Annotated in this window: 21 protein-coding genes and 1 pseudogene; 12 read left to right on the plus strand and 10 right to left on the minus strand. The window is 71.8% G+C overall.

The genetic code is table 11. The features are described from left to right. Nucleotides 1-7 precede the first annotated feature (7 nt). The gene (locus AC5P1B_RS04625; RefSeq protein ID WP_493884897.1) at nucleotides 8-412 is read right to left on the minus strand and encodes a DUF5997 family protein; all 405 of its coding nucleotides are present in this window, start codon (nucleotides 410-412) and stop codon (nucleotides 8-10) included. Nucleotides 413-470: 58 nt separating this feature from the next. On the opposite strand from AC5P1B_RS04625, the gene AC5P1B_RS04630 reads away from it, so the two are divergent. Both AC5P1B_RS04630 and AC5P1B_RS04635 read left to right on the plus strand, forming a co-directional pair. Then, nucleotides 471-1,247, plus strand: coding sequence for a LysR substrate-binding domain-containing protein (locus AC5P1B_RS04630; protein ID WP_493884898.1), 777 nt, complete (start codon nucleotides 471-473; stop codon nucleotides 1,245-1,247). A 242-nt stretch (nucleotides 1,248-1,489) separates the two neighbouring features. Continuing rightward, nucleotides 1,490-2,413, plus strand: a complete 924-nt coding sequence (locus tag AC5P1B_RS04635) for a TIGR03564 family F420-dependent LLM class oxidoreductase (protein ID WP_493884899.1) — start codon at nucleotides 1,490-1,492, stop codon at nucleotides 2,411-2,413. Between the two features lie 360 nt (nucleotides 2,414-2,773). On the opposite strand, the gene AC5P1B_RS04640 is transcribed toward AC5P1B_RS04635, so the two are convergent. Further along, entirely contained in the window at nucleotides 2,774-3,220 is a 447-nt protein-coding gene (locus tag AC5P1B_RS04640) for a nitroreductase family deazaflavin-dependent oxidoreductase (RefSeq protein WP_493884900.1), read from the minus strand. A gap of 490 nt (nucleotides 3,221-3,710) precedes the next feature. Between AC5P1B_RS04640 and AC5P1B_RS04645 the strand changes: the two genes are divergently transcribed. Next, nucleotides 3,711-4,934, plus strand: coding sequence for a beta-ketoacyl-[acyl-carrier-protein] synthase family protein (locus tag AC5P1B_RS04645; RefSeq protein WP_493884901.1), 1,224 nt, complete (start codon nucleotides 3,711-3,713; stop codon nucleotides 4,932-4,934). A gap of 118 nt (nucleotides 4,935-5,052) precedes the next feature. Here AC5P1B_RS04645 and AC5P1B_RS04650 read toward each other — a convergent pair whose 3' ends face one another. Both AC5P1B_RS04650 and AC5P1B_RS04655 read right to left on the minus strand, forming a co-directional pair. Beyond that, entirely contained in the window at nucleotides 5,053-5,484 is a 432-nt protein-coding gene (locus tag AC5P1B_RS04650; RefSeq protein ID WP_493884902.1) for a protein-tyrosine phosphatase family protein, read from the minus strand. 178 nt (nucleotides 5,485-5,662) lie between these two features. Continuing rightward, nucleotides 5,663-6,229: a winged helix-turn-helix transcriptional regulator gene (locus AC5P1B_RS04655; protein WP_493884903.1), complete on the minus strand. Its 567-nt coding sequence runs from the start codon at nucleotides 6,227-6,229 to the stop codon at nucleotides 5,663-5,665. Between the two features lie 66 nt (nucleotides 6,230-6,295). On the opposite strand from AC5P1B_RS04655, the gene AC5P1B_RS04660 reads away from it, so the two are divergent. The 3 genes from AC5P1B_RS04660 (at nucleotide 6,296) to AC5P1B_RS04670 (ending at nucleotide 8,981) form a co-directional block, all read left to right on the plus strand. After that, nucleotides 6,296-6,766, plus strand: a complete 471-nt coding sequence (locus AC5P1B_RS04660; protein WP_493884904.1) for a YybH family protein — start codon at nucleotides 6,296-6,298, stop codon at nucleotides 6,764-6,766. A gap of 270 nt (nucleotides 6,767-7,036) precedes the next feature. Next, nucleotides 7,037-8,596: an alpha/beta hydrolase gene (locus tag AC5P1B_RS04665; protein WP_493884905.1), complete on the plus strand. Its 1,560-nt coding sequence runs from the start codon at nucleotides 7,037-7,039 to the stop codon at nucleotides 8,594-8,596. Between the two features lie 163 nt (nucleotides 8,597-8,759). Next, nucleotides 8,760-8,981 (plus strand): hypothetical protein, encoded by a 222-nt coding sequence (locus AC5P1B_RS04670; protein ID WP_493884906.1) that lies wholly within the window; start codon nucleotides 8,760-8,762, stop codon nucleotides 8,979-8,981. A 200-nt stretch (nucleotides 8,982-9,181) separates the two neighbouring features. On the opposite strand, the gene AC5P1B_RS04675 is transcribed toward AC5P1B_RS04670, so the two are convergent. Then, nucleotides 9,182-9,898 carry a TetR/AcrR family transcriptional regulator gene (locus AC5P1B_RS04675; protein WP_493885411.1) on the minus strand — a complete coding sequence of 239 codons (717 nt, stop codon included), beginning with the start codon at nucleotides 9,896-9,898 and terminating at the stop codon, nucleotides 9,182-9,184. Between the two features lie 95 nt (nucleotides 9,899-9,993). Between AC5P1B_RS04675 and AC5P1B_RS04680 the strand changes: the two genes are divergently transcribed. Further along, nucleotides 9,994-10,680, plus strand: a complete 687-nt coding sequence (locus AC5P1B_RS04680; protein ID WP_493884907.1) for an NAD(P)-dependent oxidoreductase — start codon at nucleotides 9,994-9,996, stop codon at nucleotides 10,678-10,680. Between the two features lie 62 nt (nucleotides 10,681-10,742). Here AC5P1B_RS04680 and AC5P1B_RS04685 read toward each other — a convergent pair. Next, nucleotides 10,743-10,980: pseudogene (locus AC5P1B_RS04685) on the minus strand (aldo/keto reductase); the annotation flags it as partial. A gap of 122 nt (nucleotides 10,981-11,102) precedes the next feature. Beyond that, nucleotides 11,103-11,648, minus strand: a complete 546-nt coding sequence (locus tag AC5P1B_RS04690) for a cysteine hydrolase family protein (protein ID WP_493884908.1) — start codon at nucleotides 11,646-11,648, stop codon at nucleotides 11,103-11,105. Between the two features lie 209 nt (nucleotides 11,649-11,857). Between AC5P1B_RS04690 and AC5P1B_RS04695 the strand changes: the two genes are divergently transcribed. Then, entirely contained in the window at nucleotides 11,858-12,484 is a 627-nt protein-coding gene (locus AC5P1B_RS04695) for a TIGR03086 family metal-binding protein (protein ID WP_493884909.1), read from the plus strand. A gap of 117 nt (nucleotides 12,485-12,601) precedes the next feature. On the opposite strand, the gene AC5P1B_RS04700 is transcribed toward AC5P1B_RS04695, so the two are convergent. After that, nucleotides 12,602-14,074, minus strand: a complete 1,473-nt coding sequence (locus AC5P1B_RS04700; protein ID WP_493884910.1) for an aminotransferase-like domain-containing protein — start codon at nucleotides 14,072-14,074, stop codon at nucleotides 12,602-12,604. Here AC5P1B_RS04700 and AC5P1B_RS04705 point away from each other — a divergent pair. Both AC5P1B_RS04705 and AC5P1B_RS04710 read left to right on the plus strand, forming a co-directional pair. Beyond that, complete coding sequence (locus tag AC5P1B_RS04705) at nucleotides 14,073-15,179, plus strand: DMT family transporter (RefSeq protein ID WP_493884912.1); 1,107 nt, start codon at nucleotides 14,073-14,075, stop codon at nucleotides 15,177-15,179. The genes AC5P1B_RS04700 and AC5P1B_RS04705 overlap by 2 nt on opposite strands. 260 nt (nucleotides 15,180-15,439) lie before the next feature. Then, nucleotides 15,440-15,637: a DUF1918 domain-containing protein gene (locus AC5P1B_RS04710; RefSeq protein WP_493884914.1), complete on the plus strand. Its 198-nt coding sequence runs from the start codon at nucleotides 15,440-15,442 to the stop codon at nucleotides 15,635-15,637. A gap of 112 nt (nucleotides 15,638-15,749) precedes the next feature. Here the strand turns inward: AC5P1B_RS04710 and AC5P1B_RS04715 are convergent, their stop codons facing one another. Continuing rightward, nucleotides 15,750-17,027 (minus strand): glycoside hydrolase family 10-like protein, encoded by a 1,278-nt coding sequence (locus AC5P1B_RS04715; RefSeq protein WP_493884916.1) that lies wholly within the window; start codon nucleotides 17,025-17,027, stop codon nucleotides 15,750-15,752. Between the two features lie 181 nt (nucleotides 17,028-17,208). On the opposite strand from AC5P1B_RS04715, the gene AC5P1B_RS04720 reads away from it, so the two are divergent. Next, nucleotides 17,209-18,069, plus strand: a complete 861-nt coding sequence (locus AC5P1B_RS04720) for a 3-hydroxybutyryl-CoA dehydrogenase (protein WP_493884918.1) — start codon at nucleotides 17,209-17,211, stop codon at nucleotides 18,067-18,069. Between the two features lie 216 nt (nucleotides 18,070-18,285). Then, a complete protein-coding gene (locus AC5P1B_RS04725; RefSeq protein WP_493884920.1) occupies nucleotides 18,286-18,720 on the plus strand; it encodes a hypothetical protein in 435 nt (144 codons plus the stop codon). A 170-nt stretch (nucleotides 18,721-18,890) separates the two neighbouring features. Here the strand turns inward: AC5P1B_RS04725 and AC5P1B_RS04730 are convergent, their stop codons facing one another. Then, nucleotides 18,891-21,677, minus strand: a complete 2,787-nt coding sequence (locus AC5P1B_RS04730; RefSeq protein WP_493884922.1) for a helix-turn-helix transcriptional regulator — start codon at nucleotides 21,675-21,677, stop codon at nucleotides 18,891-18,893. Nucleotides 21,678-24,459: the final 2,782 nt, after the last annotated feature.

Below are 24,459 nucleotides of genomic sequence, written 5' to 3' on the forward strand. Positions count from 1 at the left end.
GAGCTGGTCAGGAACGCGGTGGGCGGGGCTGGTCGGCTCGCTCCGCCTTCTTCTCCTTGATACGCACCGCTTCTTTGCGGACGTCTGCCTGGGTGGCGCGCTCCTGCTGCAGCCACTCGGGGTTGTCCGCCTTCAGTGCCTCGATCTGCTCCGTGGTGAGGGCGTCGGTGACTCCGCCACGGGCGAGACCCGAGATGGAGATCCCCAGCTTCGAGGCGACCACCGGCCGGGGGTGCGGGCCGTTGCGGCGCAGTTCGACGAGCCACTCGGGCGGGTCGGCTTGCAGCGCACTCAGCTCGGTGCGTGAGACGACACCCTCCTGGAACTCGGTGGGGGTGGCTTCGAGGTACACACCCAGCTTCTTCGCCGCGGTGGCGGGCTTCATCGTCTGGGTGGTCTGGTGCGACGTCATGGTGTCAAGAGTATCGATCGTGTGCGCTACCGCCGACCACGACCGGTAACCTGGCGGAGTGACTGGCTCGGAAGTATCCCCTTCGTTCCGGCTCGCGTATGTCCCCGGCGTGACACCCACCAAATGGGTGCGTATCTGGAACGAGCGGCTGCCCGACGTCCCACTGACCCTCGTCGCGGTGTCCGCCGCCGAAGCGCCCGACGCGTTGCGGGGCGAGGGCGTCGACGCGGGTTTCGTCCGGTTACCGGTCGACGGGACGGACCTCAGCGCGATCCCCCTCTACACCGAGACGACGGTGGTCGTGGTCCCCAAAGACCATGTCGTGGCGGCGGTCGACGAGGTGTCCGCCGAGGATCTGGCCGACGACATCGTGCTGCATCCTCTCGACGACACCCTCGACTGGGAGCAGCGGCCGGGGCTGCCCGCGAAGGAGCGCCCCGCCACGACGGTGGACGCCGTGGAACTGGTGGCGGCGGGAGTGGGACTGCTCGTCGTCCCGCAGTCGCTCGCCCGCCTGTACCACCGCAAGGACCTCACCTACCGGCCGGTGACGGACGCCCCTGAGTCGCGCGTCGCGCTCTCGTGGCCGCAGGACGAGACCACCGACCTGGTCGAGGCTTTCATCGGGATCGTCCGCGGGCGCACCGTCAACAGCTCACGGGGGCGCTCCCCGGCCCCGGCCCCGGCACAGCCGGAGCGCAAGCGCCCCGACAAGGGCGGCGCGCGGCGCAAGCCCGCAGCCGGGAAGCCGACCAGCCGGAGCCCCCGGAGCGGTTCCGGCGGTTCCGGCGGCCGCAAGGGCGGCAAGAGCGGCAAACCTCGCCGCCGCTCGTAGCCCCGGCGCCGCGCGTCCGCGAGCTCCGGGCAGCGTTCCCGGCGGATCGGTCCGGTCGGATCGGTCCTGGGCGATCGGCCCCGGCGACAGGAAGGGGTTCCTGCGCTTTCGCCCGTGTGCCCGTGTGCCCGTGTGCCCGTGTGCCCGTGTGCCCGTGTGCCGGAGCGCCTTGTCACAGGGGCGCGGCCGGCGTCACGCAGGAACCGGAATGCGGAGCCACCCTCCGCTTGTTGGGTGCTGTCATGACTGTAGGAATAGCGCTCAACGCCGCGGACGCCGGCAATCAGGTCGACGCCACCGTGCGGCTCGCCGAGGAGGCCGCGGCAGCGGGGCTGCGGTCCGCCTGGTTCGGGCAGACCTTCGGCGCCGATTCGCCTCAGCTCGCGGCGATTGTCGGACGCGAAGTACCCGCGCTGCACGTGGGCACGTCCGCGATCCCCATCTTCGGCCGCCACCCGCTGCTCATCTCCAGCCAGGCGCAGACCGCCCAGGCGGCCACGCACGGTCGTTACCACCTCGGGCTGGCCCTCGGCGCCAAGTTCGTGACCGAGGCAGGCTTCGGCATCCCGCATGAGAGGCCCATTGCCAGGCTGCGGGAATTCCTCATCGCTCTGCGGCAGTTGACCGAGACCGGTGCCGCCGACTTCCACGGCGAGCTACTCACCGCGACCACGCCGATGCCCGCGCGCGTGCCGGGCGCTGAGAACGGTGTGCCGCTGCTCGTCGCCGCGATGGGTCCCCAGGCGCTGCGCGCCAGCGGCGAGCTGGCGGACGGGATTCTGCCCTATCTCGCCGGGCCGCGCGCGCTGTCCGAGTTCATCGTCCCGGCCGTCACCGCGGCGGCGGACGCAGCGGGCCGCCCCGCGCCCCGGATCGTGGCGATCGTGCACGGCGTGGTGACCGACGACGTCGCCTCCGTGCGCGAGAAGGTCACCGAACAGCTCGCCTTCTACGAGCAGATCCCGTCCTACGCGCGCGCCATTGAACTCTCCGGCGGCAAACGGGGTGCCGACGTGGCCGTGATCGGCGATGAGCGGACCGTCGCGGCTGAGGTGCGGCGGTACCGGGACGCGGGGGCGACCGAGGTGGTGTTCGCGGGGACGGAGATCGCCGGTGACTCCGACCGGCGCCGAACCTGGGCGCTTCTGGGAGAGCTCGCGGGCTGAGCACCCGGCCCGGTCCAGCCGAGTCTGCCCGGGTACGCCCGCCGGGACACCGGGAGTCTCCGCGTCCGGACAGGGTGCCCGGCCCCACTGAACGGTGCGGGTGCGATGCGGTGCGATGCGGTTCACGGCACTCGCCAGCCGCAGCGCACCGTCACCGTCAGGGACCGCGCCGACGTCCGCCGGGCGTCCACCGCACGCTCGAAGCTCGATCGCGGCAGCGCGCCCGCGCTCCGGCCGCAGCCTCGACACATGGCGGTGGCCCCGCCGGAGGGCGGGGCCACGGGGCCGGGCTCCACCGGCGCGGCGCGGTGCGGTGCCGGCACGTGAGGGCCACGTCGGAACCCGGGTGAAACGGCTGGGTCAGTGCCCGGCGGGTGCCGGTTCCAGGATGAAGACGGGGATCACCCGGTCGGTCTTCGTCTGGTAGTCGGCGTAGTCCGGATACGCCTCGACCGCGCGCGCCCACCACAGCTCTCGCTCGTCCCCGGTGACCTCACGGGCCGTCATGTCCTGGCGTAGTGGGCCGTCCTGGAGCTCGACGCGGGGGTCGGCCTTGACGTTGTGGTACCAGACCGGGTGCTTGGGGGCACCGCCCAAGGACGCGACGACGGCGTACTTCCCGTCGTGCTCCACGCGCATCAGCGGGGACTTGCGGATCTTGCCGCTCTTCGCGCCACGCGTGGTGAGGATGACGACGGGCATGTCCCGCAGCGTCGTCCCCTCGGTACCTCCGGACTCCTCATACAGCTTGACCTGCTCGCGTACCCACGCTTCCGGGCTCGGCTCGTATTCACCCTCAAGAGGCATGTCATTCCATTCCGTTCAAAGCCACGCGTCCCTACGACCGCGCGGCTGGCCGTGGATCTGTTACCCCTGACGATCCGACCATGGCTTACCACCTGGACGCCGGGCAAACACCTCCCGCACCGTCCGTCACGTGTCCGGCTGAGGGCGTCGGCCGACACGTCCCTCCCGTCCTTCCCGTCCCTCCCGTGTCCCTCCCGCGTGAGTGCGTGCGCCGACGTGGGGTGTGCGTCCGGGCAGTGCCCGTGCCCGGCTTCCCCGGACCGCGCCGCGCCGACCACCCCGCAGTCACGAGCATCCGCTCGGATCGGCGACGGCTGACACATGACAGCGGACGATTTGATCAGTCCCTACAAAACACGGGCAGCGGAATCCGTTGATCACAGCATCCAAGTGGCTCTGTTTCCCTTGGCAGGGTGGCTGGTGAAGCGATCTCCTCTCGCGCATCTACGCCCGAGGAGTTGTATCGCCACGACAAATGGAGGTTCACCCAGTGAGTGCCGACACCAACGCTGTGGTGGTCACCGGTCTCGGGGCCACGACACCGCTCGGCGGGGACGTCGCCTCGACCTGGTCCGCGATGCTGGCCGGGCAGTCAGGCATCAGCGCGATCGACGAGCCGTGGGCGGCCGAGCTGCCCGTACGGATCGCGGGCAGGCTCAAGACCGAACCGACCGAGGTCCTGGACCGGGTGCGGGCCCGCCGCATGGACCGGTGTGAGCAGATCGCCCTGGTCGCCGCCCACGAGGCGTGGGCCGACGCGGGCACGCCCGATGTCGATCCGGAACGGCTCGCCGTGGTGATCGGCACGGGCACCGGAGGCGCGCTGACCATGCTCGGCCAGGACGACGTGCTCGAAGCCTCGGGCGTACGGCGGGTATCGCCCCACACGGTCCCGATGCTCATGCCGAACGGACCTGCCGCCTGGGTCAGCATCGACCTAGGGGCCAAGGGTGGCGCGCACACCCCGGTCAGCGCCTGCGCGTCCGGGGCCGAGGCGATAGCGATGGGCCTGGACCTGATCCGGCTCGGCCGGGCCGACGTGGTCGTCGCCGGTGGCACCGAAGCGTGCGTCCACCCACTGCCGATGGCCGGGTTCGCTCAGGCGAAGGCGCACTCGACCCGTAACGACGCACCCCAGCAGGCATCACGGCCCTTCGATGCCGACCGCGACGGGTTCGTCATCGGCGAGGGAGCCGTCGTGGTCGTCCTGGAGCGCGCCGACCTCGCCGCCGCCCGGGCGGTCCGCGCCCACGCGACACTCGCCGGAGCCGGTGTCACCTCGGACGCGCACCACATCACGGCCGCACATCCGGAAGGCCAGGTCCGCGCGATGCGTAGGGCGCTGGCCGACGCCGAACTCTCACCACTCGCGATCGGGCACGTCCACGCTCACGCGACCTCCACGCCCAAGGGTGACCTTGTCGAAGCCCAGTCGATCACCGAGGCCGTCGGCAGCCACCCGGCTGTCACCGCGACCAAGTCGATGACCGGCCATCTCTTCGGGGCAGCGGGCGCCATCGGGGCTCTCGCCGCGATCCTCGCCGTACGGGACGGGGTCATTCCGGCGACGCGGAACCTCGACACGCTCGACCCGGAGGTGAAGCTCGACGTCGTCGCGGGGCAGCCGCGGCACGGTGAGCTGGCGGCGGCCCTGACCAACTCCTTCGGCTTCGGCGGCCACAACGCCTCGCTCGTGTTCACCCCGGCTTCCTGACCTTCCCGGAGCGGGTGCACCCCGGCTGCTACGCGGTGGCGAACGGGCGCTCTTCGGAACGGACGCTCTTCCCGGCGGGCGCCGTCCCCGGTGGTCGCCCGCCCCGAGCGGTCGTGTCCTAGTCGGTGAAGCGGCGCACGTAGCTCCGCTGCCACGGGGTTTCGACGGCGTGCCGGTCGTAATGGCGACGGACGTACGCCACCGCCTCATCGGCCGGAACGCCGTCGAGAACGGCGAGGCAGGCCAGCGCTGTGCCGGTCCCCCCCCGGCCGCCGCCGCAGGCGACTTCGACGCGCTCGGCTTCGGCACGCTTCCACGCCTCAGCGAAGGCGGTGCGGGCCGCCGTGCGGTCGCTGGGCAGCCGGAAGTCCGGCCAGCGCAACCATGTGGCGTCCCAGGGCACTTCCGGGGGTTGCTTGCCCAGGAGATAGACGCCATAGGAAGGCGTGGTCCCGGCCGTGAGGGGGCGGCGCAGCGCTCGGCCTCGGATCAGGCGCCCGGAGGGAAGCCGGAGGACGCCGGGGTCAGCTGGTTGCCAGGTCTCGGTCACGCGTTCACCGTAGCCGCCGCGCAGCGGGTTGGCAGAGGCTGTGGATAAGCGGCCGGGGACGCCCCGTAGCCCCGTGGACGGGAAGTTGGGTATCCGATGTGACCCGGGGTCGGGTGGAGCGCTGGGGTCGGCGGGACGACGGAGATGCCGGTACGACTAGCACGACAGGCACGACCGTTCAGCCGGCCCCGCTGCCCGTCCCGCTGCTGGTTCCCCTGCCGGTTCCCCTGCGTCCCGGCCCGGCGGCCGGTACCGGTGCGGGCTGGTCGCGCGCGGCCTCTATCGCGACGCCTGTGCGGTACAGCTCGACGAGCAAAGGACGCAGGGCCGACCCGGCGGGGGTGAGGGCGTAGCGCGTACGGACGGGGAAGCCGCGCAGCCGGTCATGCGCGACGAGACCCCGCTGCTCAAGGACGCGCAGGCGTTCGGCGAGCACCTTGGGGCTGATTTCCGGGAGCCGGTCGCGGAGGCTGCTGAAGGAATGCGGTCCGTGCATCAGCTCGCGCAGGACGAGGGTGGTCCAGCGACCTGCGACGGCGCCGAGAGCGATTTCGACCGGACAGTCGGGCTCGGGGCGCGGAGTGCGCCCGCGCTCGTCAGGGACCAGCTCGTCGTCCCAGTTCCGGCCCGCGCCGTCCGGGTCCGTGCGCTGCTCGGCATGCCCGGCCGTGTCCCGGTTCGTGTCCCGGCTCGCGTCCCCGCCCGTGTCCCGGCTCGCGGCCCGGCGGTCGTCGGGTGGGGCCACGGCAGGCGTCGCACGGTCGTGGGTTTCCGTTTGGTGAGCTATGGAACCGCCGGGTTGGCTCACGTCATGAGCATCGCATCGCACATCGGGCCTCAGCATGGCCCCACTGTTTCTCTGACCACCGACCCGGAGCAACACCCGGCCGTGTTCGCCGCATGCTTCAACAGCGGCAGCGCGGACGCGGTGGCGCGCGTGTACGCGCCCGGCGCGGTCTTCGTTCCCCAGCCCGGCCGACCCGTCGAGGGCGACGCGCTGACCGAGGCGACAGCCGACTTCCTGGGCCTGGGGATGCCGATCACCGTCAGCCCCAGGCACACCTATGTCGCCGACGACATCGCGCTGCTGATCGTCGACTGGGTCATCGAGGGACCGGGGCCGACGGGCGAGCAGGTACGGATCACGGGCACGGCGACGGACGTCGCCCGGCGCGGCGCGGACGGCTTGTGGCGCTACATCATCGACAACCCGTTCGGCACAGCCGTGCCCGCCGCTGAGGCTCCCGAGGCTGCTGAATCGGTCACGGCCGCGGCGGCGTAACCAGCACCCGGGCCCGACCCCAAGGCAGGCACCGCGACGGCGGCCGGTGACCTCGCCTTGGGGTCGGGCTGTCGCTGTTGTGCTGTTGCTGTTCCTGCTCGCGCGGGCGGAGACGGGTCCGAGACGGCCTGAGCGGGGGCTGGCACCAGTGCGCCCTCACCAGGTGGCCCGATGGTTTCGCGCTGATCGTTCTCCTAGCGTCGGCTCCGGCCTTGTGGCTGACCCACTCGGTCCGTCCGATCCCTCTGATCCCCCTGCTCAAGGAGCACGATGCGCGTCGTCACCACGGTCACCGCCGGTCTCGGCCTGACCGGTTTACTCACGGGGGCCGTCCCCCCGGCGGTCTCCGCCGCCCCGCCGCCCGCCGCCGCTCCGGCGTATCAGCAGCAGCGGCTCGACTGGGGCCCGTGCGGCGCCGACCAGAAGGAGCTGAACGAGGCGGGAGCCGAGTGCGCGAAGGTGACGGTGCCCCTCGACTACGCGGCGCCCGGCGGCCGTACGATCCGGATCGCGATCTCCCGCGTCAAGGCCAAGCACCCGCGGGACCGGCGCGGCATCCTGCTGTCCAACCCGGGCGGCCCCGGCGGGACCGGGCTGGCCAACACCCTGGCCCTGCGCCCCACGCTGAAGGACGTAGCGGACCGCTACGACCTGATCGGCTTCGACCCCCGGTTCCTCGGTGAGAGCTCCCCCATCGGCTGCGCCCCGGCCCCGCCGCCGACCCAGCCCGGACCCACGACCTCGCCCCGCGCGGACTTCGAGGACTCCGTACGGTCCGCGCGCTCCACGGCCCGCCGCTGCGTCGAGCACGGGGACAACGCCGAGCTTCTGCCGCACCCCTCATCCCGCAACGTCGCACGCGACATGGACGCGATCCGCGCCGCCCTGGGCGAGCGCCGCCTGTCCTACTACGGCATCTCCTACGGCGCCGACCTGGGCGCCGTCTACACGCAGCTCTTCCCCCGCCGGGCCGACCGCGTGGTCATCGACTCCAGCACCGATCCGGCGGCCACCCAGTACGAGCTGTTCCAGCAGTCGGGCAAGCCCCTGGAAGAAGCCCTGGACGCGTGGGGCGGGTGGGCCGCGCGGCACCACGGCGAGTACCGGCTGGGCCGCAGCCGCGCCCAGGTGCGTGCGACCGTTGAGCGGCTGCTCGCCCACGCGGAGCGGCGACCGGTCGCCGTCGACGGGACGCGGCTCAACGCGACGCTGCTGCGCATGCTGATGAAGCAGTTCATCCAGCACGAGGAGAACGACCGGGCGCTGGCCAGTTCCGTACGGGACCTCGTGGACGCCGCCGCGGGGAAGCCGGTCGAGCCGGGCCCGGCGCTGGCTTCGCTGCTGGAGATGCTGAGGTCGCCCGGCATCGAGGACAGCATGCTGGGCGGTGCGCTGTTCATGTGCGGTGACGGCGGGTGGCCGGCCGGTGGCTGGCCGAACGACCCGGAGACGTACTGGCGCAACATCCAGCGCAGCCGTTCCACTCAGCCCGTCTTCGGGCCCTACGTCAACGGCATGATCGCGCCGTGCGCTTTCTGGGGGGCCACGCCTCGCGAGCCTGGCACCGCGATCGGCAATGACGTGCCCGTCCTCATGCTCCAGGCCCGGCGGGACAACAACGTTCCCTACGAGGGCGCCCTGGCGCTGCACCGCAGGCTTACCGGCTCGCGTCTGGTGACGGCTGACATCCGCTCGCACGGCGTCTACGGGCGCGGTATCGAGGGCATGCGGCCCGTTCCGTGCGCAGACCGGGCCGTCAACGACTATCTGCGCGGCGGGTCACTGCCCGCCACCGACATCACCTGCGATTTCGCCGGTACGGGTCGTTGAGCGGACGACCGGGCACGGCACCGGTGCGGCCGCGGCTCCCCTGCCGAGGCCGTGCCGATGCCTGTTCGGCACCGGGGACAAAAACCCCTGTTTCGGACGGCTTCCGGAAACTGGGGCTCCACACCGGGCCACAGTCCACACGGACAGGCGCATACTGGAGTCAATGACAAAGCCAGCCGCCACCCGGCGCCACCTGCCCTCCAGTCCCTTCAGAAACCCGGTTGCGCCGCCCCTCAAGCGGTTCGCCATCGGAAACCGGGTCACACACGATGAGTACGGCCTTGGCCGGGTCATCGGCATCGAGGATGACATCGCGGTGCTCGTCGACTTCGGAACGGTCCAGGTACGGGTCACCAGCCCGTTCTCCAAGATGACCAAGCTCTGAGGCTTTCCGCTGCCCTCTTCGGTCAGAGAGGGTCGCGGCGGGTCCCCAGGTCCGCACGGCCTCGGCCGCGGTCCCCGCGCGGGGTGCCGCGGCCATGCCATGCCCGGAAGCGGACGTGTGCGCCCCGTACGGTCGGGTTGCCGGTCTCGTAGCTCCGGCTCCCGGCTCTCAGCAGGTCTTGCGCCGGGTGCGGCCTTCGGTCACCCGGCAGGCGGGGTGAGCCCCAGCCACCGGACCAGGTCGCGCATCTCGGCGCGGTAGAGCCTGCCCGGATCGGCGACCAGCGACGAGAGGTGACCGTACACCTCCAGGGCCAGCAAGCCATGCATCCGCCCCCACACGCGTACCGCCAGGGCGATGCCGGCGGGCGGCAGACCGGGGAACCGCTCGCGGACGTGGGCGACCAGGCCCTCGTCGAAGTCGGTCCACTCGTAGGCGTCGTCGGCGCTGACGCCCAGCCGCTCCGCTTGCGGCCAGGCGGCGGCGACAAGACCGACCAGCGCCGTACAGGCGCGGGCCTCCGCCACGGCCGCCGCGCCCGCCTCCGGCGGCTGGTAGCCGGGGATCGCGTCACCGTAGATCAGCCGGAACCCCTCGGGGTTGGCGAGCGCCCAGGTCCGTAGCGCGTCGGCCCAGGCCAGCACGCGGCCGGCGGAGTCGTCGGCGGGGCGGGTGTCGCGCGCCGCCTCCAGTGTGTCGACGAGGGCGGCGTACACGTCGTCGACCAGCGTGGTGATCAGGTCGTCGCGAGTGGCGTAGTAGCCGTAGACGGCGCCCGCCGTCATGCCCATCTCGCGGGCGATCGCGCGCAGCGAGATGGCACCGGGCCCGCCCTCGGCCATGAGCCGCAGCGCGATGGTCTTGATCTCCTGGGCCGTCTCCGCCCGGAGGCGTTCTCTGCGGCTCGGCGTCGGCATTCCCACCCTTGACACTCTACGGCACTTGGTTAATATCTCCCGTGCAGCAACTACACGGCGTGCAGTAACTGCACGCCAATCAACCAGGGGGACTCGTGGACATCGGAGTGCTGGGCGCGACGGGCGCCATCGGGCGGGCGGTAGTGGCGGAGGCCGTGGGCAGGGGGCACCGCGTCACGGCGTTCACCCGCGACCGTTCGCGCATCCCGGCCGACGCCGCGCAAGTGACCTGGAAGGTCGCCGACCCGGTCAGCGTGGAGAGCGTCGCCGAGGCCATCGACGGCCTTGACGTGGTCGTCAACGCCATCAACGCCGGGGGCACCATCCAGGAGCAGATCGCGAACGCGCACGTGCTGCCCGCCACGGCCCGAGCGCTGCTCAAGGCACTGGAGCGGCGCCCCGCCACCCGGCTGCTCGTGGTCGGCGGTGGCGGCAGCCTGGAGGTGGCGCCGGGCGTGCGGCTCATCGACAACGAGGAGGAGTTCGCCAGGATTCTGACGCAGGTGCTGGGCGTCCCCGAGCAATACCGGAAGGTCGTGCTCGCCCAGGTCGAGGTGCTTGAGCTGTGCCGGTTGTCGGACCGGCACTGGAGCTATCTCAGCCCCTCAGCCGGCCGTATCAGCTCGGGTGAGCGAACCGGTCGGTACCGCCTCGGCGGCGACCAGATGCTCCCTCCGTCGCCGCACGCCGGCGACATCTCCGCCGAGGACGTCGCCGTCGCGCTGATCGACGAGGCCGAGATCCCCCGGCACATCCAGCGCCGGTTCACCGTCGGCTACTAGGGGGCGTCCGGCGGAGCCCTGACCCAGCGCGGAGGAGTGCCCCGTCAGGGGCGCGGGGACCTGCGCGACACGCACCTCGTCGCCGACCCGCTCGCGGACGACCCGGCCGACGATGCGCTCACTCTCGCCGTAACCGCGGGCGGTGTCGACGAAGTTCACGCCCAGGTCGATGGCACGGTGCAGCGCGCGTACGGATTCGTCCTCCGTGGCGCCCACCCAGCCGGACTCACCGATGCCCCACGCGCCGTAACCGATCTCCGACACCGACAGTCCGCTGCGTCCCAGCTCGCGGTAGCGCACAAGTACCCTCCACGTCGTGGTCCCGTCCCCCGGCCGCGCCGGGGCTCCCGCCACGAATCCCCGGACCATAAGCGATGTGGGTGGCGTGGGCACATGAGTTTTCGCGTGCCCCCAGAGACGGTCTAAGCAGCGGCGAAGTCCACCGCGGACGCGGGCAGGACGCGGATGCTCCGCCCGGGGAAGTCGATGTGCCGGTAGATCTCGTTGTGGTGCGCGACCGATTGCTCCGGCGAGGCATACGCGCCGGTGCCGTCGCGGTCGGACGTGGTGTGCCCGTCGGCGACCAGCACCAGGTCGTACCGGTGGCTCAGCGCCTGCCGTGCCGTGGTCTCCACGCAGATCTCGGTCGCGAACCCGGTGACGACCACCTCGGTGACTCCCAGCGCCTTCAGGGTCTTGTCGAGGTCGGTGTCCAGAAAGCTGTCCGCGCTTGTCTTGTGGACGACCGCCTCGTCGGCGGCGGGCGCGAGTTCGGGCACGATCCGCCAGCCCTCGGTACCGGGCTCCAGCCCGTCGCCCTGGTGCTGGACCGTCACGACCGGAACGCCTGCGGCTTTGGCGCGTTCGCGGAGTCCGGCGATCGCGGCGACGGTCTCGGCGGCTCGGTACGCGATGCCCATCAGGGAGTTCTGCATGTCGATGATGAGGAGCGCGGAGGCGTGTGGCATGGACACACGGTAGCCGTCCGCCGCTGGGCAGAGCCGTGCGCCGGAAGGAGCAGCGCGGCCGGCTGCCGTACGCGGGGCGGTGGAACGGCGATTGTCAGTGGTCGCCTCCAGAATGTGAGGAGCGGTGGCTCAGCGGTCGGTGACGCGCGGGGCACCCGCGCCGTGCCCTTTCGTCCCAGCGCCCGTAACAGGTACTCAAGGAGCCCACCATGACCACCACCAGGCCCGACCTCGGGCCGGCTGCCCGCCAGATGGCCGCCCTGCTCGGCGGGGTGACCGATGATCAGCTCAGCGTCCGCACGCCGTGTCCCGCGTACGCGCTCGGGGACCTCATCGACCACGTCGGCGGACTGTGCCTGGCCTTTACCGCGGCGGCGGTCAAGGATCTGGCGTCAACGGGCACGGAAGGCCCTTCCGGTGACGCGACGGAGCTGGGCGAGGGGTGGCGCGGCCGGATCTCCCAGCAGCTCATCGCGCTCGCCGAGGCGTGGCGGGAGTCCACCGCCTGGGAGGGAATGACGCAGGCCGGTGGTGTCGATCTGCCCGGTGAGGTGGCCGGGCTGGTCGCTCTCAACGAACTGACCGTCCACGGCTGGGACATCGCCCGAGCCAGCGGGCAGCCGTTCGACCCGGGCCCGGCTTCGGTACGGACGTGCCTGGAGTTCCTGGCGCAGGCCCCTCCGCCGGACGCTGAGGCGGGCGCCGGGGAGGACGCGGATGCCGAGGCGGACACCAGTGGGCTGTTCGGCCCGCCCGTGAAGGTCCCCGCCGACGCGCCGGAGCTCGACCAGCTCATCGGTCTCAGCGGCCGCGACCCGTCCTGGGCGGCTGCCTGACCCCGGCCGGGCCCCGGGCCCCGGGCTCCGGTGAACCCCGTCCTCGGTCGCGGCCTCGCTGCCCGGCGCCGTCGCGCCCGATGCCCCGTCAACCCGGCGCCGTCGCGCCCGATGGCATCACCCCGGCCCCGCGCCCGGTGTCGTCGCGTACGCGGTGCGCAGCCGCCGTACGCCTTCCGCGAGTTCGCTGTGGCCCGCCACCCCGGCGAAGGAAAGCCGCAGGTGCGGGGCGGGGGGCTCAGCGGCGAAGTAGGGCCTGCCGGAGGCGACGGCGACGCCCGCGTGCAGCGCGGCTCGGGCGACGGCGGAGTCGTCGATTCCGTCCGGCAGCCGCAGCCACAGATGGAAGCCGCCGGGCGGCATCCGCGGCTCGCCGACGGCGGGCAGTTCGTGCCGCAAGGCCGTGGTGAGGGCTTCGCGGCGCTGCCGCAACTCGGCGGCGATGGTGCGCAGATGCCGGGGCCAGGCGGGTGAGCCGACGAGTTCGAGCGTCGCCTCCTGGAACGGCCACGGCACGAAGAAGCTGTCGACGACCTGGACCGCGCGGAGCCGGTCGAACACCGGCCCACGGGCGGCGAGCGCGCCGACCCGCAGGCTGGGCGAGGTGGCCTTGGTGAGCGAGCAGACGTGGACCACGGTGCCGTCGACGTCATCGGCGGCGAGCGTGGGCGGCGGCGCGGGGGCGTCCTCGTGGACGAGGCGGCGGGCGAAGTCGTCCTCGATGACGAAAGCGCCGGCCGCCCGCGCCACCCGCAGCACCTCGGCGCGCCGCTCCTCGCTCAGCACCGCGCCCGTCGGGTTCTGCAGCAGCGGCTGGCAGACGAAGACGCGGGCACCGCTCGCCCGGAACGCGTCGGCGAGCAGATCGGTCCGTACGCCGTCGGCGTCCATCGGCACCGGGACCGGTCGCAGGCCGGAAGCACGGGCGACTGCCAGCATGCCGGGATACGTCGGGGATTCGACCAGCACGGGCGTGCCGGGCGCGGCGAGCGCGCGCAGCGCCGTGGTCAGAGCGCTCTGGCCGCCGGAGGTGATCAGCACGTCGGCGGGGCCGATGCCGCCGCGCTGCCCGCTGATCTCGCGGGCGAACCAGGCCCGCAGCTCCGGCAGCCCGTCGATCGGCGGCCGTCCCCAGGCTCCCGGCCGCCGCCCGGCGCGGCCGAGGGCCGCGGCCAGAGCGCGTTCGGGCTGGAGGGAGGGGTGCAGGTAGCCCCCGCTGAGCTCGATGACGTCGGGCGGCGGGACGGCGAGCGTGGCGAGGATGCCGGAGGCGTCCACCGAGCGCGGCACCGCGTCGACGGCGGCTTCGGCACTGAGGGCGACCTCCTGCCATGAGGTGTCCCCGGTGCGCGGCAGTGCGCCCGAGCCGCCGCCACCGGGCGGCTGGGCGCGAAAGGCACCCGCCCCGGGGCGGGTGACGACGAGCCCTTCGGCGGCGAGGACGGCGAGTGCGCGCGAGACGGTGACAGGGCTGACCCGATGCTGCTCAACAAGGGAGCGACTGGACGGCAGCTTCTCACCTGGAGAGTAGCGGTTGAGCTCCAGGCGGAGGATGTTGGCCAGATCAGCGACGCTGCTACGCTCGTACATGACAGCACAAGATAGCGCTACTCCCTCGTCTGCGATAGCGGTGGGCACCGATACGGACCTGCCGGCCCCCGCCCTCGCCGACGGCCCGGGAACCGGCGGCGCCGCAGCGGCGCCCGGTCTTTCGCCCACCGTCAGCCGTGGTCAGGCGCCCACGGGCACCGCGCCGGGTGACGTGCTGCCGACGCGCCCTGACGGCGCGCCGCGCAGTGGCGCCAGGCTGACGGGTGACAGTCCGCGGGGCAGCCGTGCGGCCCGTAGCGGAACGCTGCTCGCCGCCCTCGGAGTGGCCGCCTTCTCGCTCACCTTCCCCGCCACGGCCTGGGCGTTGAAGGGCCTCGGCCCCTGGTCGGTGACAACGACCAGGACCGTGCTCGCCGGGCTGATCGTGGGCGGCTTCCTGCTCGCGCTGCGTGTCCCGCTCCCCGCGCGCCGCCACTGGCCGGGGCTCGCGGCCGTCGCCGTGGGCACCGTCGTCGGCTTCCCGCTGCTGACCACCCTCGCGCTCCAGACGTCCTCGACCGCGCACGCCGCGGTCGTCGTCGGCCTGCTGCCCCTCACCACCGCCGCCTTCGCCGCCGTACGCACCGGGGCCAGGCCCTCGCCCGCGTTCTGGGCGGCCGCGCTGGCCGGGGCCGCCGTAGTGATCACCTTCGCGGTGCAGCAGAGCGGCGGCGCGCTCACCGGCGCCGACCTGTATCTCTTCGCCGCCCTGCTGATATGCGCCGTGGGCTACACGGAAGGCGGCAGGCTCGCCCGTGAGATGCCGGGCTGGCAGGTGGTGGGCTGGGCGCTGATCGGCTGCCTGCCCGTCGCCGTGCCGGGGGCCGCCATCGCGCTGGCCATCGAGCCGGTGCACCTGACCGCGCAGGCCGTCACCGGACTGCTGTGGCTGGCCGCGGGCTCGCAGCTCCTGGGAATGCTGTTCTGGTACCGGGGCATGGCCGCGATCGGAGTGGCCAGGGCCAGCCAGCTCCAGCTCGCGCAGCCGCTGCTCACCCTCGTGTGGTCCGTACTCCTGTTGGGCGAACACCTCACCCTCGCCGCCCCACTGACCGCGCTCGCGGTCCTGGTCTGCATCGGCGTGACCCAGCGGGCGCGCACATGACGAGTTCGGGGAGAGCGCCGGGGGCATGTTGGAGCGACAATGTGGAAGCGGGCCCGGACGCCGGGACGCCCGCCGCTGATGGTTGAGCCGCCGGGCGCGGCTGGTCCTGGCCCGGTGCCCTGCCGGGCGTCGCACGCGGTTCCCGCGCCGTCCGGTCGGGGAGCCAGCGACAGGCGAGGCTCCCTCAGAGGCGACCAGCCGTACACTGACGAACACGGACCGCAATCCCCTCCGGAGAACCGGATAGGAGGCCACCGCTGATGCAAGCGAACGTAGGCGACCGGCTGCTGGTGCACGGCAGAATCGTGGGCCAGCGCGACCGCGTCGCGGAAGTCGTGGAAGTCCTCGGCACGGACGGCACGCCCCCGTACCGCGTGCGCTTCGAAGACGGCCACGAGACCGTGATGTCACCAGGCCCCGACACCGTCGTACGGCACACCACGGAATCCGGCGGGTAGCAGCCCCACCCGACCACCGCCGCCGCGGCGGCCACCCCGTCCCGGCGTGGCCGCCCGCAGTCAGCACCCCGGCCGCCGCGCGCGGCGGCCGGGGGCTCACTCGCGTCCGTGCTCAGCGTGGCGGCCGCACCCGGGACTTGTAGTGGTCGGCGACCACCCGGGCCATCGCTCCGGAGGGGTCGGTGACGACCTCCTTCGCCGAGAAGAACACATTGCCGCGCACTTCCGGGAATGCCTCGTCGAAGCTGAGATGCCGGGACAGCTCGGCAGGGTCCTGCCAGGGGGCCGGCTGGGCCAGATCGCCCGCCTTGTACAGCGCCTCCCCGATGAAGAGCCGCACACCGGTCCCCCGCACCGTCTCCGACCACCACGGGACGAGCTTGGCGTAGTCGGCGACGGCGAAGCCGATGTTCCAGTAGACCTGCGGGACGATGTAGTCGACCCATCCCTGCTTGACCCATTTCCGGGTGTCGGCGTACAGGTCGTCGTAGGTCTGCACACCGGCCCGGGTGTCGGAGCCGAGCGGGTCGGTCGCCCGGTTGCGCCATATGGCGAAGGGGCTGATCCCGAACCGCACCCGCCGTCGCAGCTTCCTGACGCGCACCGCCGTCTCACACACCAGCAGGTCGATGTTGTTCCGCCGCCACGCCGCCCGGTCGGGGAAACCACTGCCGTACGCCGCGTACGCCTCGTCGTCGTCGAAGACCTGACCGGTCACCGGATACGGGTAGAAGTAGTCGTCCCAGTGCACGGCGTCGATGTCGTAGCGCGTGACCGCGTCGAACATCGCGTCCTGCACGAACCGCCGGACCTCGGGCAGGCCCGGGTTGTAGTAGAGCTTCCCCCCGTACGGAACGACCCAGTCCGGATGAACCCGGGCGGGATGGGTGGCGATCAGCCGTCCCGGGTCGGTGTGGTTCGCGATCCGGTACGGGTTGAACCAGGCATGCAGCTCAAGGCCGCGCCGGTGTGCCTCCCTGACGGCGAAGCCCAGCGGGTCCCAGCCCGGGTCCCGGCCCTGGACGCCGGTCAGGTACTCGCTCCACGGCTCGTACCGCGAGGGCCACAGAGCGTCGGCGGTCGGCCGCACCTGGAAGATGACGGCGTTCAGCCGCCGCTCGACGGCCGTGTCGAGGTAGCGGGTCAGCTCGGCCCGCTGCTGCTCGGCGGGCAGCCCCTTCTTGGACGGCCAGTCCCGGTTGGCGACCGTGGCGAGCCACATGCCGCGCATCTCGCGGCGCCGCCCGGCGTCCGCTCCCCGCCCGGCCGCCCCCGGCGCGGGCGCCGCGCCACTGGCGGCGAGCGCGTCACCGCCGGTCAGGAGAGCCGAGACCGCTCCGGCCGTCCCGATCGCGAAGCCGCGTCGGCCTAATCTCCCGGTACGCCCCATGGGGAGCCCCTTCCCTGTTGCGTGCGTCACACCGTATGGGGTCAGCATGCCCGCCCCGGCCCCCCGCGCACAGCGGGGCGCGGAGTAACGTCAGGGCCGAGGCGGTCGCCGAAGCCCCCCGTGCCACATGCCAGGGGCGGCGTGCCACCGCCGGCCGAAGAAGATCAGCGAAAGGCACGATGTGACCGACATCGAACGCGTCGGAGTGGTGGGCTGCGGCCAGATGGGCGCGGGCATCGCGGAGGTGTGTGCTCGTTCCGGACTGGACATCATGGTCGCGGAGACCACCGGCGAAGCCCTGGAACTGGGCCGTACGCGGCTGACCAACTCCCTGGGCAAGGCCGCGGAACGCGGCAAGATCACCCCCGAGGAGCGCGATGCGGCGCTGGCCCGGCTGAGCTTCACCACCGACCTCGGTGAGTTCGCCGACCGCGACCTGGTCATTGAGGCCGTTGTCGAGAACGAGCAGGTCAAGACGGAGATCTTCCGGGTCCTCGACCAGGTCGTGACCCGGCCTGACGCGATCCTCGCCTCCAACACATCCTCCATTCCGCTGGTCAGGCTGGCCGTCGCCACCTCCCGCCCCGACCAGGTCATCGGCATCCACTTCTTCAACCCCGCGCCGGTCCAGCGGCTGGTGGAGCTCATCCCCGCGCTGACCACCGGCGAGGAGACGATCAAGCGTGCCGAGGCGCTGGTGCAGGGCATGCTGGGCAAGCACGCCATCCGCGCCCAGGACCGCTCCGGCTTCGTCGTCAACGCGCTACTCATTCCGTATCTCCTGTCGGCGATCCGGATGTTCGAGTCCGGCATCGCCAGCCGCGAGGACATCGACGACGGCATGGAGATGGGCTGCGCCCACCCGATGGGCCCGCTCAAGCTCACCGACCTGATCGGCCTGGACACGGTCGCCTCGGTCGCCGACTCGATGTACGCCGAGTACAAGGAGCCGCTGTACGCCGCTCCCCCGCTGCTCCAGCGCATGGTCGACGCGGGCCGCCTCGGCCGCAAGACAGGGTCGGGGTTCTACCCGTACTCCTGACAGCGTGAACGCTCCGCGTCGGCAGCGTCAAACCGACGCCGGCAACGACCTTGAGGGCCGCTACCCAGTCACTGGGTAGCGGCCCTTGGTCGTCCCCCGGTCAAGGACTCGAACCCCGCACCGTACGGTCAAGGGCCTTCGGCGCACCCCCGATGGCCGGTACGCTGCCCGTGTCCCCCACACCACACCGTCACACCACCACGGCCGGGGACCCCTATGCGTATCCGCACCGCCGCCACCACCGCTGTCCTGATCGCCCTGTCCCTCACCGCGTGCGGCGGTGAAAGCGGCGACTCCGGCGACAAGCCCGCCCACAAGGACAAGGCCCCCGGGAGCGCGCCCGCTGACGACGGGAGGACCGCGCTGGAAAAGGACGTCCGCGCGTACACACGGGCCCTGTTCGGCGGGGACGCCGAAGGCCACAAGTACCTGTCAAAACGCTGCGCCGCCGAGCTGCCGAAGGATCAGTTCGAGTCGCTGGCCAAGCAGGCGAACGCCGAGTACGGCGACCTCACCATCAAGAACATCAAGGTGGACCAGCTGTCGGGCCACATGGCCCGCGTCTCGTACGGCGTTGGCCTGCCGAAGTTCGAGCGGAAGCAGCAGCCGTGGGTGCATGAGGGCGACGCGTGGCGCTGGGACGCCTGCTGATCACGACCACCCACGAGCGGATACATCCGGAACAGTCAGCGACGCCGGTCATTCCGATGGTTGTCAGCGGGCAAAAACATCATGCCTTTGACCCGCCTGCGCGTTGGCCAGGCACCGCGCCTTTTCCGGGTGCCTGGCCGGGGATTTCCCTGGCGTGTTCGTCAGCTTTCTCAGGCGATTTCGGCCATGCTCAGCTGAAGGTTCATCGGAAGTTCCTGGCGGCGGGTGATATTGAGCTTCCGGTACACCCGGGTGAGGTGTTGTTCGACTGTGCTGACCGTGACGTAGAGCTTCAGCGCGATCTCCCGGTTCGTATATCCGTAGGCGGCGAGCACGGCCACCCGCTTCTCGGAATCGCTGAGTTTGGCGTCGGCCTCGGATTCCGCCGACCACAGCGGGTCCTCCTGCGGCGGGGCCGTACGCGGATGGTGGCCGGGAAGGGTTCGCTCCCGCAGCGACTCGATGCCGCATTCCTTGGCCAGATGCCACGCGCGGCGGGTCACCATGCTGGCCCGCGCCGGCTCCCCCACGTCCTGGAACGCCTGCCCCAGGTCGGTCAGGGTCCGCGACAGCTCGAAGCGGTCCCCGTACTTGCGCAGTTCGTCCACGGCCTCCGCCAGGAGCCTCGGCCGCTGGCTCGCCTCGGCTGTCGCCGCGCGCACCCGCAGGGAGACGCCCCGCACCCGGGCGTTTCGGGCATCGCTCATCGCGAGCTGTTCCGCCACCAGCTGTTCGGCCTGCTGCCGGTCGCCGAGCTGGAGCAGCGCCTCGGCCGCGTCCGAACGCCAGGGCACCACGACCGCACGGTCGATCCCCCACCGCCGGGCGAGCCCGCCGACCTCAAGGAAGTCGCTGAGCGCGGCGTGGAAACAGTTGGTGGCCAGGTGGTAGAAGCCCCGGGCCCGCAGATATCCCAGCGCGTACACCGTGCGGAACAGGCCGTCGGGCACCGGGTGGTTCAGCTGGCGGGCGGCCGCGCCGTGCCTGCCTTGCGCGGTGGCCGTGTAGATCAGCACCGCCCGGGGGGCGCACGCGAAGACGCTGCCGTTCTTCTCCGGCAGGCAGTCGAGCGTCAGCGTGGCGTATTCCTCGGCGGCGCGCAGATTGCCCTGGCGGATCATGATGACCGCCAGGGCCTGGGCGAAGGCGGCCTTCCAGCCAGGGGCGCCGCGGCGGCCCGCCTCCTCAAGGAAGGACCGGCACCAGGGCGCCGCGCGCTCGGGCCGGTCGCCGTGCACGAGCGTGCGCAGCGCCTGCCCGATGGGCTCGATGGTGGTGTCCGTGAGGACGGCTGTCTGGAGGAACCGCTCGGCGGCGGCCGCCGCCGAGTCGTCGTCCACTTGCCCCAGGACGGCCCACATCCCCGCCGTGGGGCGGGCCACGGGCCCTTCGGTGAGCGTCACCGTCGAGGCGCCGTCGGCGTCCTTCGAGACCGACACCACGGCACGCGACCCCGCTGCCTCGAAGCCGAACTGCGCGCCGAGCAGGTTCCCGCGGATGGCGTCCGGCGTACGCACTCCCAGGTCACCTTGCGTTTCGCCCAGCCGGTCGAGCACTTCCGCGGCCTCGTCGATCCGGCCCTGGGTGAGCAGCAGCCGGGCCAGCGGGGCCATCCTGCCCTCGGCCATCCGGCCGGCGCGCAGCGCCGCCAGCGGCTCGGCCAGGTGCTCTTCGGCGGCGTAGGGGTCGATCCGCCAGGTGACGGCGGCAAGCCGGGACTTGATGGCGACCTTGCCCTCGCCGTCGGCGCACGCGTCGTACGCGAGGGTCAGGCAGGCGACCGCGTGCGGGACGTCGTCCTCGGCCAGTGCCTGCTCGGCCGCGTCGCGCAGGGCGGCGACTCCCCAGCGCTCGTCGGCGTGCCCGGCGGCCAGCAGGTGGCCCGCGACGACGGAGCTCGCCGCGCCGCCGCTGTGCAGCAGCCGGGCGGCGTGGCGGTGCAGGGCGAGCCGGTCCGCCGGGTCGATCGCGCCCAGGACGGCGGCGTCCACGGCCGGGTGGCGGAAGCCGCAACCGTCGGCGATGCCCGCCGCGTTGAGCGCGTGCACCCCCTGGGAGGCGACGGCCGCGCTGATGCCGAGCAGGCGGCCCGCTCGCTCCACGGAGCTGGCCTCCCGCAGCACGGCGAGTGCTTCAGCGAGCCTGACGGTGGCCCGCCCGCCACGGTGCAGACAGGTCAGCACCGCCTGGGTGAAGGGGCCGCCGGGCTCGGGACAGGGCACTGAGGGGCGCCGCGCGGCCGGTGTCGCCCGGTGCTCCTCGACCAGTGCGCGCAGCAGCAGCGGATTGCCGCCGCTGATGGCGCCCAGGCGCTCCACGAAGCCGCTGTCGCCCGGCAGTCCGGCATACGTACCGGCAAGCTCGGCGACACCGGCCCGGTCCAGGCGCTCCAGCCGGACGCGCTCGAAGTGGGGCAGCCGCAGGAGTTCGGTACTGAACACGGGGTCGCTGGTGCGCTCGTGCAGGGACTCGGTGAGGACCAGCAGAACGCGCGCCGAGCGAGTGCGGCGCGCGGTGGAGAGGAGATACTGGAGGGTCGGGTCGTCCACGTGCTGAAGGTCGTCCACACAGATGACGACCGGGGCGGTCGCGCTGAGCCGGTGCAGGGCCGCGCAGAACTCCTGCATCGCCTCCACCCGTACCAGCCCGGCGGTTTCGGCGGGTGTCGCCTGCGGCAGGCTGCCGGGCGGCGCGCTGTTGACCAGCTGGCGGAGGGCGCCGAGGGGGACCGCGCGCTCCCTGGACGAGCCAACGGCACGCAGGACGGTGGCTCCGGACTCCTCGGCTCGTTGGGTGACACTTTCAATGAACTCGGTCTTACCGCACCCTGCCGGACCTTCGACAAACACGATTCTGGAATTTCCTGAGAGGCATCCAGCGATCGCGAAATCGAGCGTTTCGAGTTCCAAACTCCGATCGATCAAAGCCATGGTTACCCCAAGTCCCCGTGAATTCATAGCTTTTTGACGCGCCTGCTACCAGGGTTGCCGGGAGGCGCGCCCTCACGCCGCATAGGAAAGCTTCCCGCGAACGGCATCAGTCTACGGAGCGAAGGGGCGCCCTCCGGTGTCCATAAGCTGCAAGGCAACAACTACGCGCGCACGTCAGATACCGGTGAGCGGGTGTGTCGCACCGCACACCGCTTTCAGGTGTACGGGGCCGAAGGGCTCATCCGAGGAGCTGGGCCCGGGACAGTGCGCCGGGCTGACGGGTCGCCTGGAAGCGGGCGCCGCTCATCGGGTGAGCGGGGACTATGGCAGCACGGCCGGTGGCGCGGCTGCCGCGCCGCGCCGCTGAGCGCCGCCACCGGCGGGCGGGGCGAAGCCGCGCCCCTGTCCGGGGGGCGTCACCGGCGGGCGCGAGCGCGCGCACCGGGCCGACGGCCTTCGCCGGGCCGGGCGGCGCCGGCCAGTCGAGCCCCGTGGACGGCGTCGCAGGGCAGGCGCGCCACCAACGGCGGGCTACGGAAGCCGTGTTGACCGCGATCCGGCCATGGCCCGGAGGGCGGGCACCGCTCGGAAGCGGCCTCCTTCGCCCCTCGGCGCGCCGTGCGGACCGCACGCGCCGCAGGGGCCGTACACCTTCCGTCCCGTTCGGCATGGCGCCCCCCTTCACCCCACTGAGACCTCGACCTCGACCTGGACGCCCGGCACCCGTCTCGTTCCGGCCCCCCCGGCCGACGCCTCGCAGCGATCCATACGATCATCCACACTTTGGCACGCGCGGCATCACCGGCCAAGTGCGGTGAACCCCAGTCGCGTTGCCGCGCGCCCCCTACGCCGCCGCCAAGCGCTGGCACGCGGCGGCTCGTAGAAGCAACAACGGTCACATGCGGACCAGTGAGCGCGGCAGTGCGTCCGACCACGCACCGGCGCGCGGCCGTGACCGCGCTCCGATCGCGCGCCTCAAGCTCCCCCCGTCTAGCCGCCGCCAACCAACCCGCGCCCGTCCGCCCCGTCCTGCCCCCTCGCGCGCCCGCACGCCGTTGTCCACGCGTTCGCGCCTGCCCGCCCCTTCCTGGCATCTCTCTGCTCCGCGACGCCTGCGCAGTGGGAGGCACCAGGCCCGGGCGCGGCTTCTCGCCGGCGGTCGGTGATCTCCTCGCACGCCCCGCGCCGGGCGGGGCCGCCACTTCGGCGCCGACCGCCGGAGGCGACTCCGGCCAGGACTTCCCCACCCCCGCACACGCCGCCATGCCGACCTCCGCCGCAGCCCGCCACCGGTCGCTCAGCGTCGCCACGACGCTCCGCGTCCGGCGGGCATATTCCACGGACCGTTGATGAGTGCGTACCGGGCGTATACGCCGGACTCGTGGCCATCACTCCAGCGCGACCCCAGCGATTAGTCTTTGGCACAAGCTGCCCCATGACTCGGCGGCGCGAGAAGGGAAATCCGGGAATCCGGATAGCCCGACCTTCATATTTCGATCAGGTCTCGATTAAATTACGACCTGAAAACGCCGAGATCAAGAGAAGGGGCTTCAGGAATCGACCAGCGCGGGCCGGTCACGGCCCGCAGAAGATTCCCTGCCGCACCGCGCCTCGATGCGGGCGGACCACACGGGTGGCCGGTTCATGGCCAGCGAAACAGGGCCGCAGAGCCGCATTTGCGGATGGCAACTTCCGGACACGCCTCGCCACTTGTCACAGCCACGCTCCCCGCCGCGGACTCCCCCACCGCCCCGCGCCGAGCCGCCCGACCGGACCGCCAGGACCCCGCCGCGCCCACCTCGCACTCCCGCAGGAAAGCGCCCAATCCGACACCGCGAGCCCCGGCAGCGACATGCTTCACTCCCCTCCCCGGCCGACGCCGCAAACGCGCACGAGGGAGCATTTGCCGCGCTTCTCGGGGATGGCGCCGCCACCGGCGGTCCAGCGCCTCCCGTGCGCACCGAGCGCCCCAGGCGGCGTCCTGGCGGCGTCGAGCGCGGACACCCACTTCGCGCGCCGCGCGTCTTCGACGCACGGCCGCCCCGCCTGCCGCCCGCCGGTCGGCACTGGACAGCCACCCGCCGCACCGTCCTGTTCTCGCCACCGACCGACCCGCAGGCAGTGGCAGCATCCAGCAAACCTCCACACCAAGGAGTCACCAAACGCGCCCCAAGGGAGTACCAAATCCGCACATGTTGAATTACATGGTGATTGCCGCACTGGAGGGGAATTTTCTGCGCGGTGCGCCCCCGTCCGCGACGCCGAAGCACGGACGGCCTTCATCCTGCGCGTGCACCCTGATGCGGACCGGGCGATGACGAACGCCTCATGCGCGCTACGGTCACCCACGTCCCGGATTTTGCGCGGTGGATAAAGAGTCGGATTGCCGAAAAGTATGCGAGCCCTATCCCCAGATGCATTTCCGGGATTGAACTTCCGCTTTTCCTGGCTATATCAATTCTTCCCGCAAGTCCCGGCAGACCCGCACAGTTACACCCCGTAATGGTCACGGCTCCGCAGTACGGGTCACCTTGCGTGAAGCCTTGGCAGGCGACTGGCCGGTAACACAACAACGCGGTGGCAGGCTCCCCCCAAGAGGGGCGAGAGCCTGCCACCGCGGAGCTCAGCAAACAACCCTCACGCCAAGAGACCGGCCCTGACGTGCTCAAACGCGGGGTCAGCCGGCCCAGATGGGGTCCCGGCGAGCCGCCGGGTAGATCATCGGAATCATCGGGATCGCCGAAGTGGTGCCACTCACGCTCATTCCTCCGTTCACGACCGGGGCAGGGGCCAAGTCCGGCCATCCACC

Source organism: Streptomyces sp. A01 (genome assembly GCF_059026195.1).

Excerpts from the sequence above, each read along its gene's own strand:
- AC5P1B_RS04625 (WP_493884897.1), bottom strand. The coding sequence starts at position 412 with ATGACGTCGCACCAGACCACCCAGACGATGAAGCCCGCCACCGCGGCG.
- AC5P1B_RS04635 (WP_493884899.1), top strand. The coding sequence starts at position 1,490 with ATGACTGTAGGAATAGCGCTCAACGCCGCGGACGCCGGCAATCAGGTC.
- AC5P1B_RS04640 (WP_493884900.1), bottom strand. The coding sequence starts at position 3,220 with ATGCCTCTTGAGGGTGAATACGAGCCGAGCCCGGAAGCGTGGGTACGC.
- AC5P1B_RS04660 (WP_493884904.1), top strand. The coding sequence starts at position 6,296 with ATGAGCATCGCATCGCACATCGGGCCTCAGCATGGCCCCACTGTTTCT.
- AC5P1B_RS04665 (WP_493884905.1), top strand. The coding sequence starts at position 7,037 with ATGCGCGTCGTCACCACGGTCACCGCCGGTCTCGGCCTGACCGGTTTA.
- AC5P1B_RS04670 (WP_493884906.1), top strand. The coding sequence starts at position 8,760 with ATGACAAAGCCAGCCGCCACCCGGCGCCACCTGCCCTCCAGTCCCTTC.
- AC5P1B_RS04675 (WP_493885411.1), bottom strand. The coding sequence starts at position 9,898 with ATGCCGACGCCGAGCCGCAGAGAACGCCTCCGGGCGGAGACGGCCCAG.
- AC5P1B_RS04690 (WP_493884908.1), bottom strand. The coding sequence starts at position 11,648 with ATGCCACACGCCTCCGCGCTCCTCATCATCGACATGCAGAACTCCCTG.
- AC5P1B_RS04695 (WP_493884909.1), top strand. The coding sequence starts at position 11,858 with ATGACCACCACCAGGCCCGACCTCGGGCCGGCTGCCCGCCAGATGGCC.
- AC5P1B_RS04705 (WP_493884912.1), top strand. The coding sequence starts at position 14,073 with ATGACAGCACAAGATAGCGCTACTCCCTCGTCTGCGATAGCGGTGGGC.
- AC5P1B_RS04700 (WP_493884910.1), bottom strand. The coding sequence starts at position 14,074 with ATGTACGAGCGTAGCAGCGTCGCTGATCTGGCCAACATCCTCCGCCTG.
- AC5P1B_RS04710 (WP_493884914.1), top strand. The coding sequence starts at position 15,440 with ATGCAAGCGAACGTAGGCGACCGGCTGCTGGTGCACGGCAGAATCGTG.
- AC5P1B_RS04715 (WP_493884916.1), bottom strand. The coding sequence starts at position 17,027 with ATGGGGCGTACCGGGAGATTAGGCCGACGCGGCTTCGCGATCGGGACG.
- AC5P1B_RS04725 (WP_493884920.1), top strand. The coding sequence starts at position 18,286 with ATGCGTATCCGCACCGCCGCCACCACCGCTGTCCTGATCGCCCTGTCC.
- AC5P1B_RS04730 (WP_493884922.1), bottom strand. The coding sequence starts at position 21,677 with ATGAATTCACGGGGACTTGGGGTAACCATGGCTTTGATCGATCGGAGT.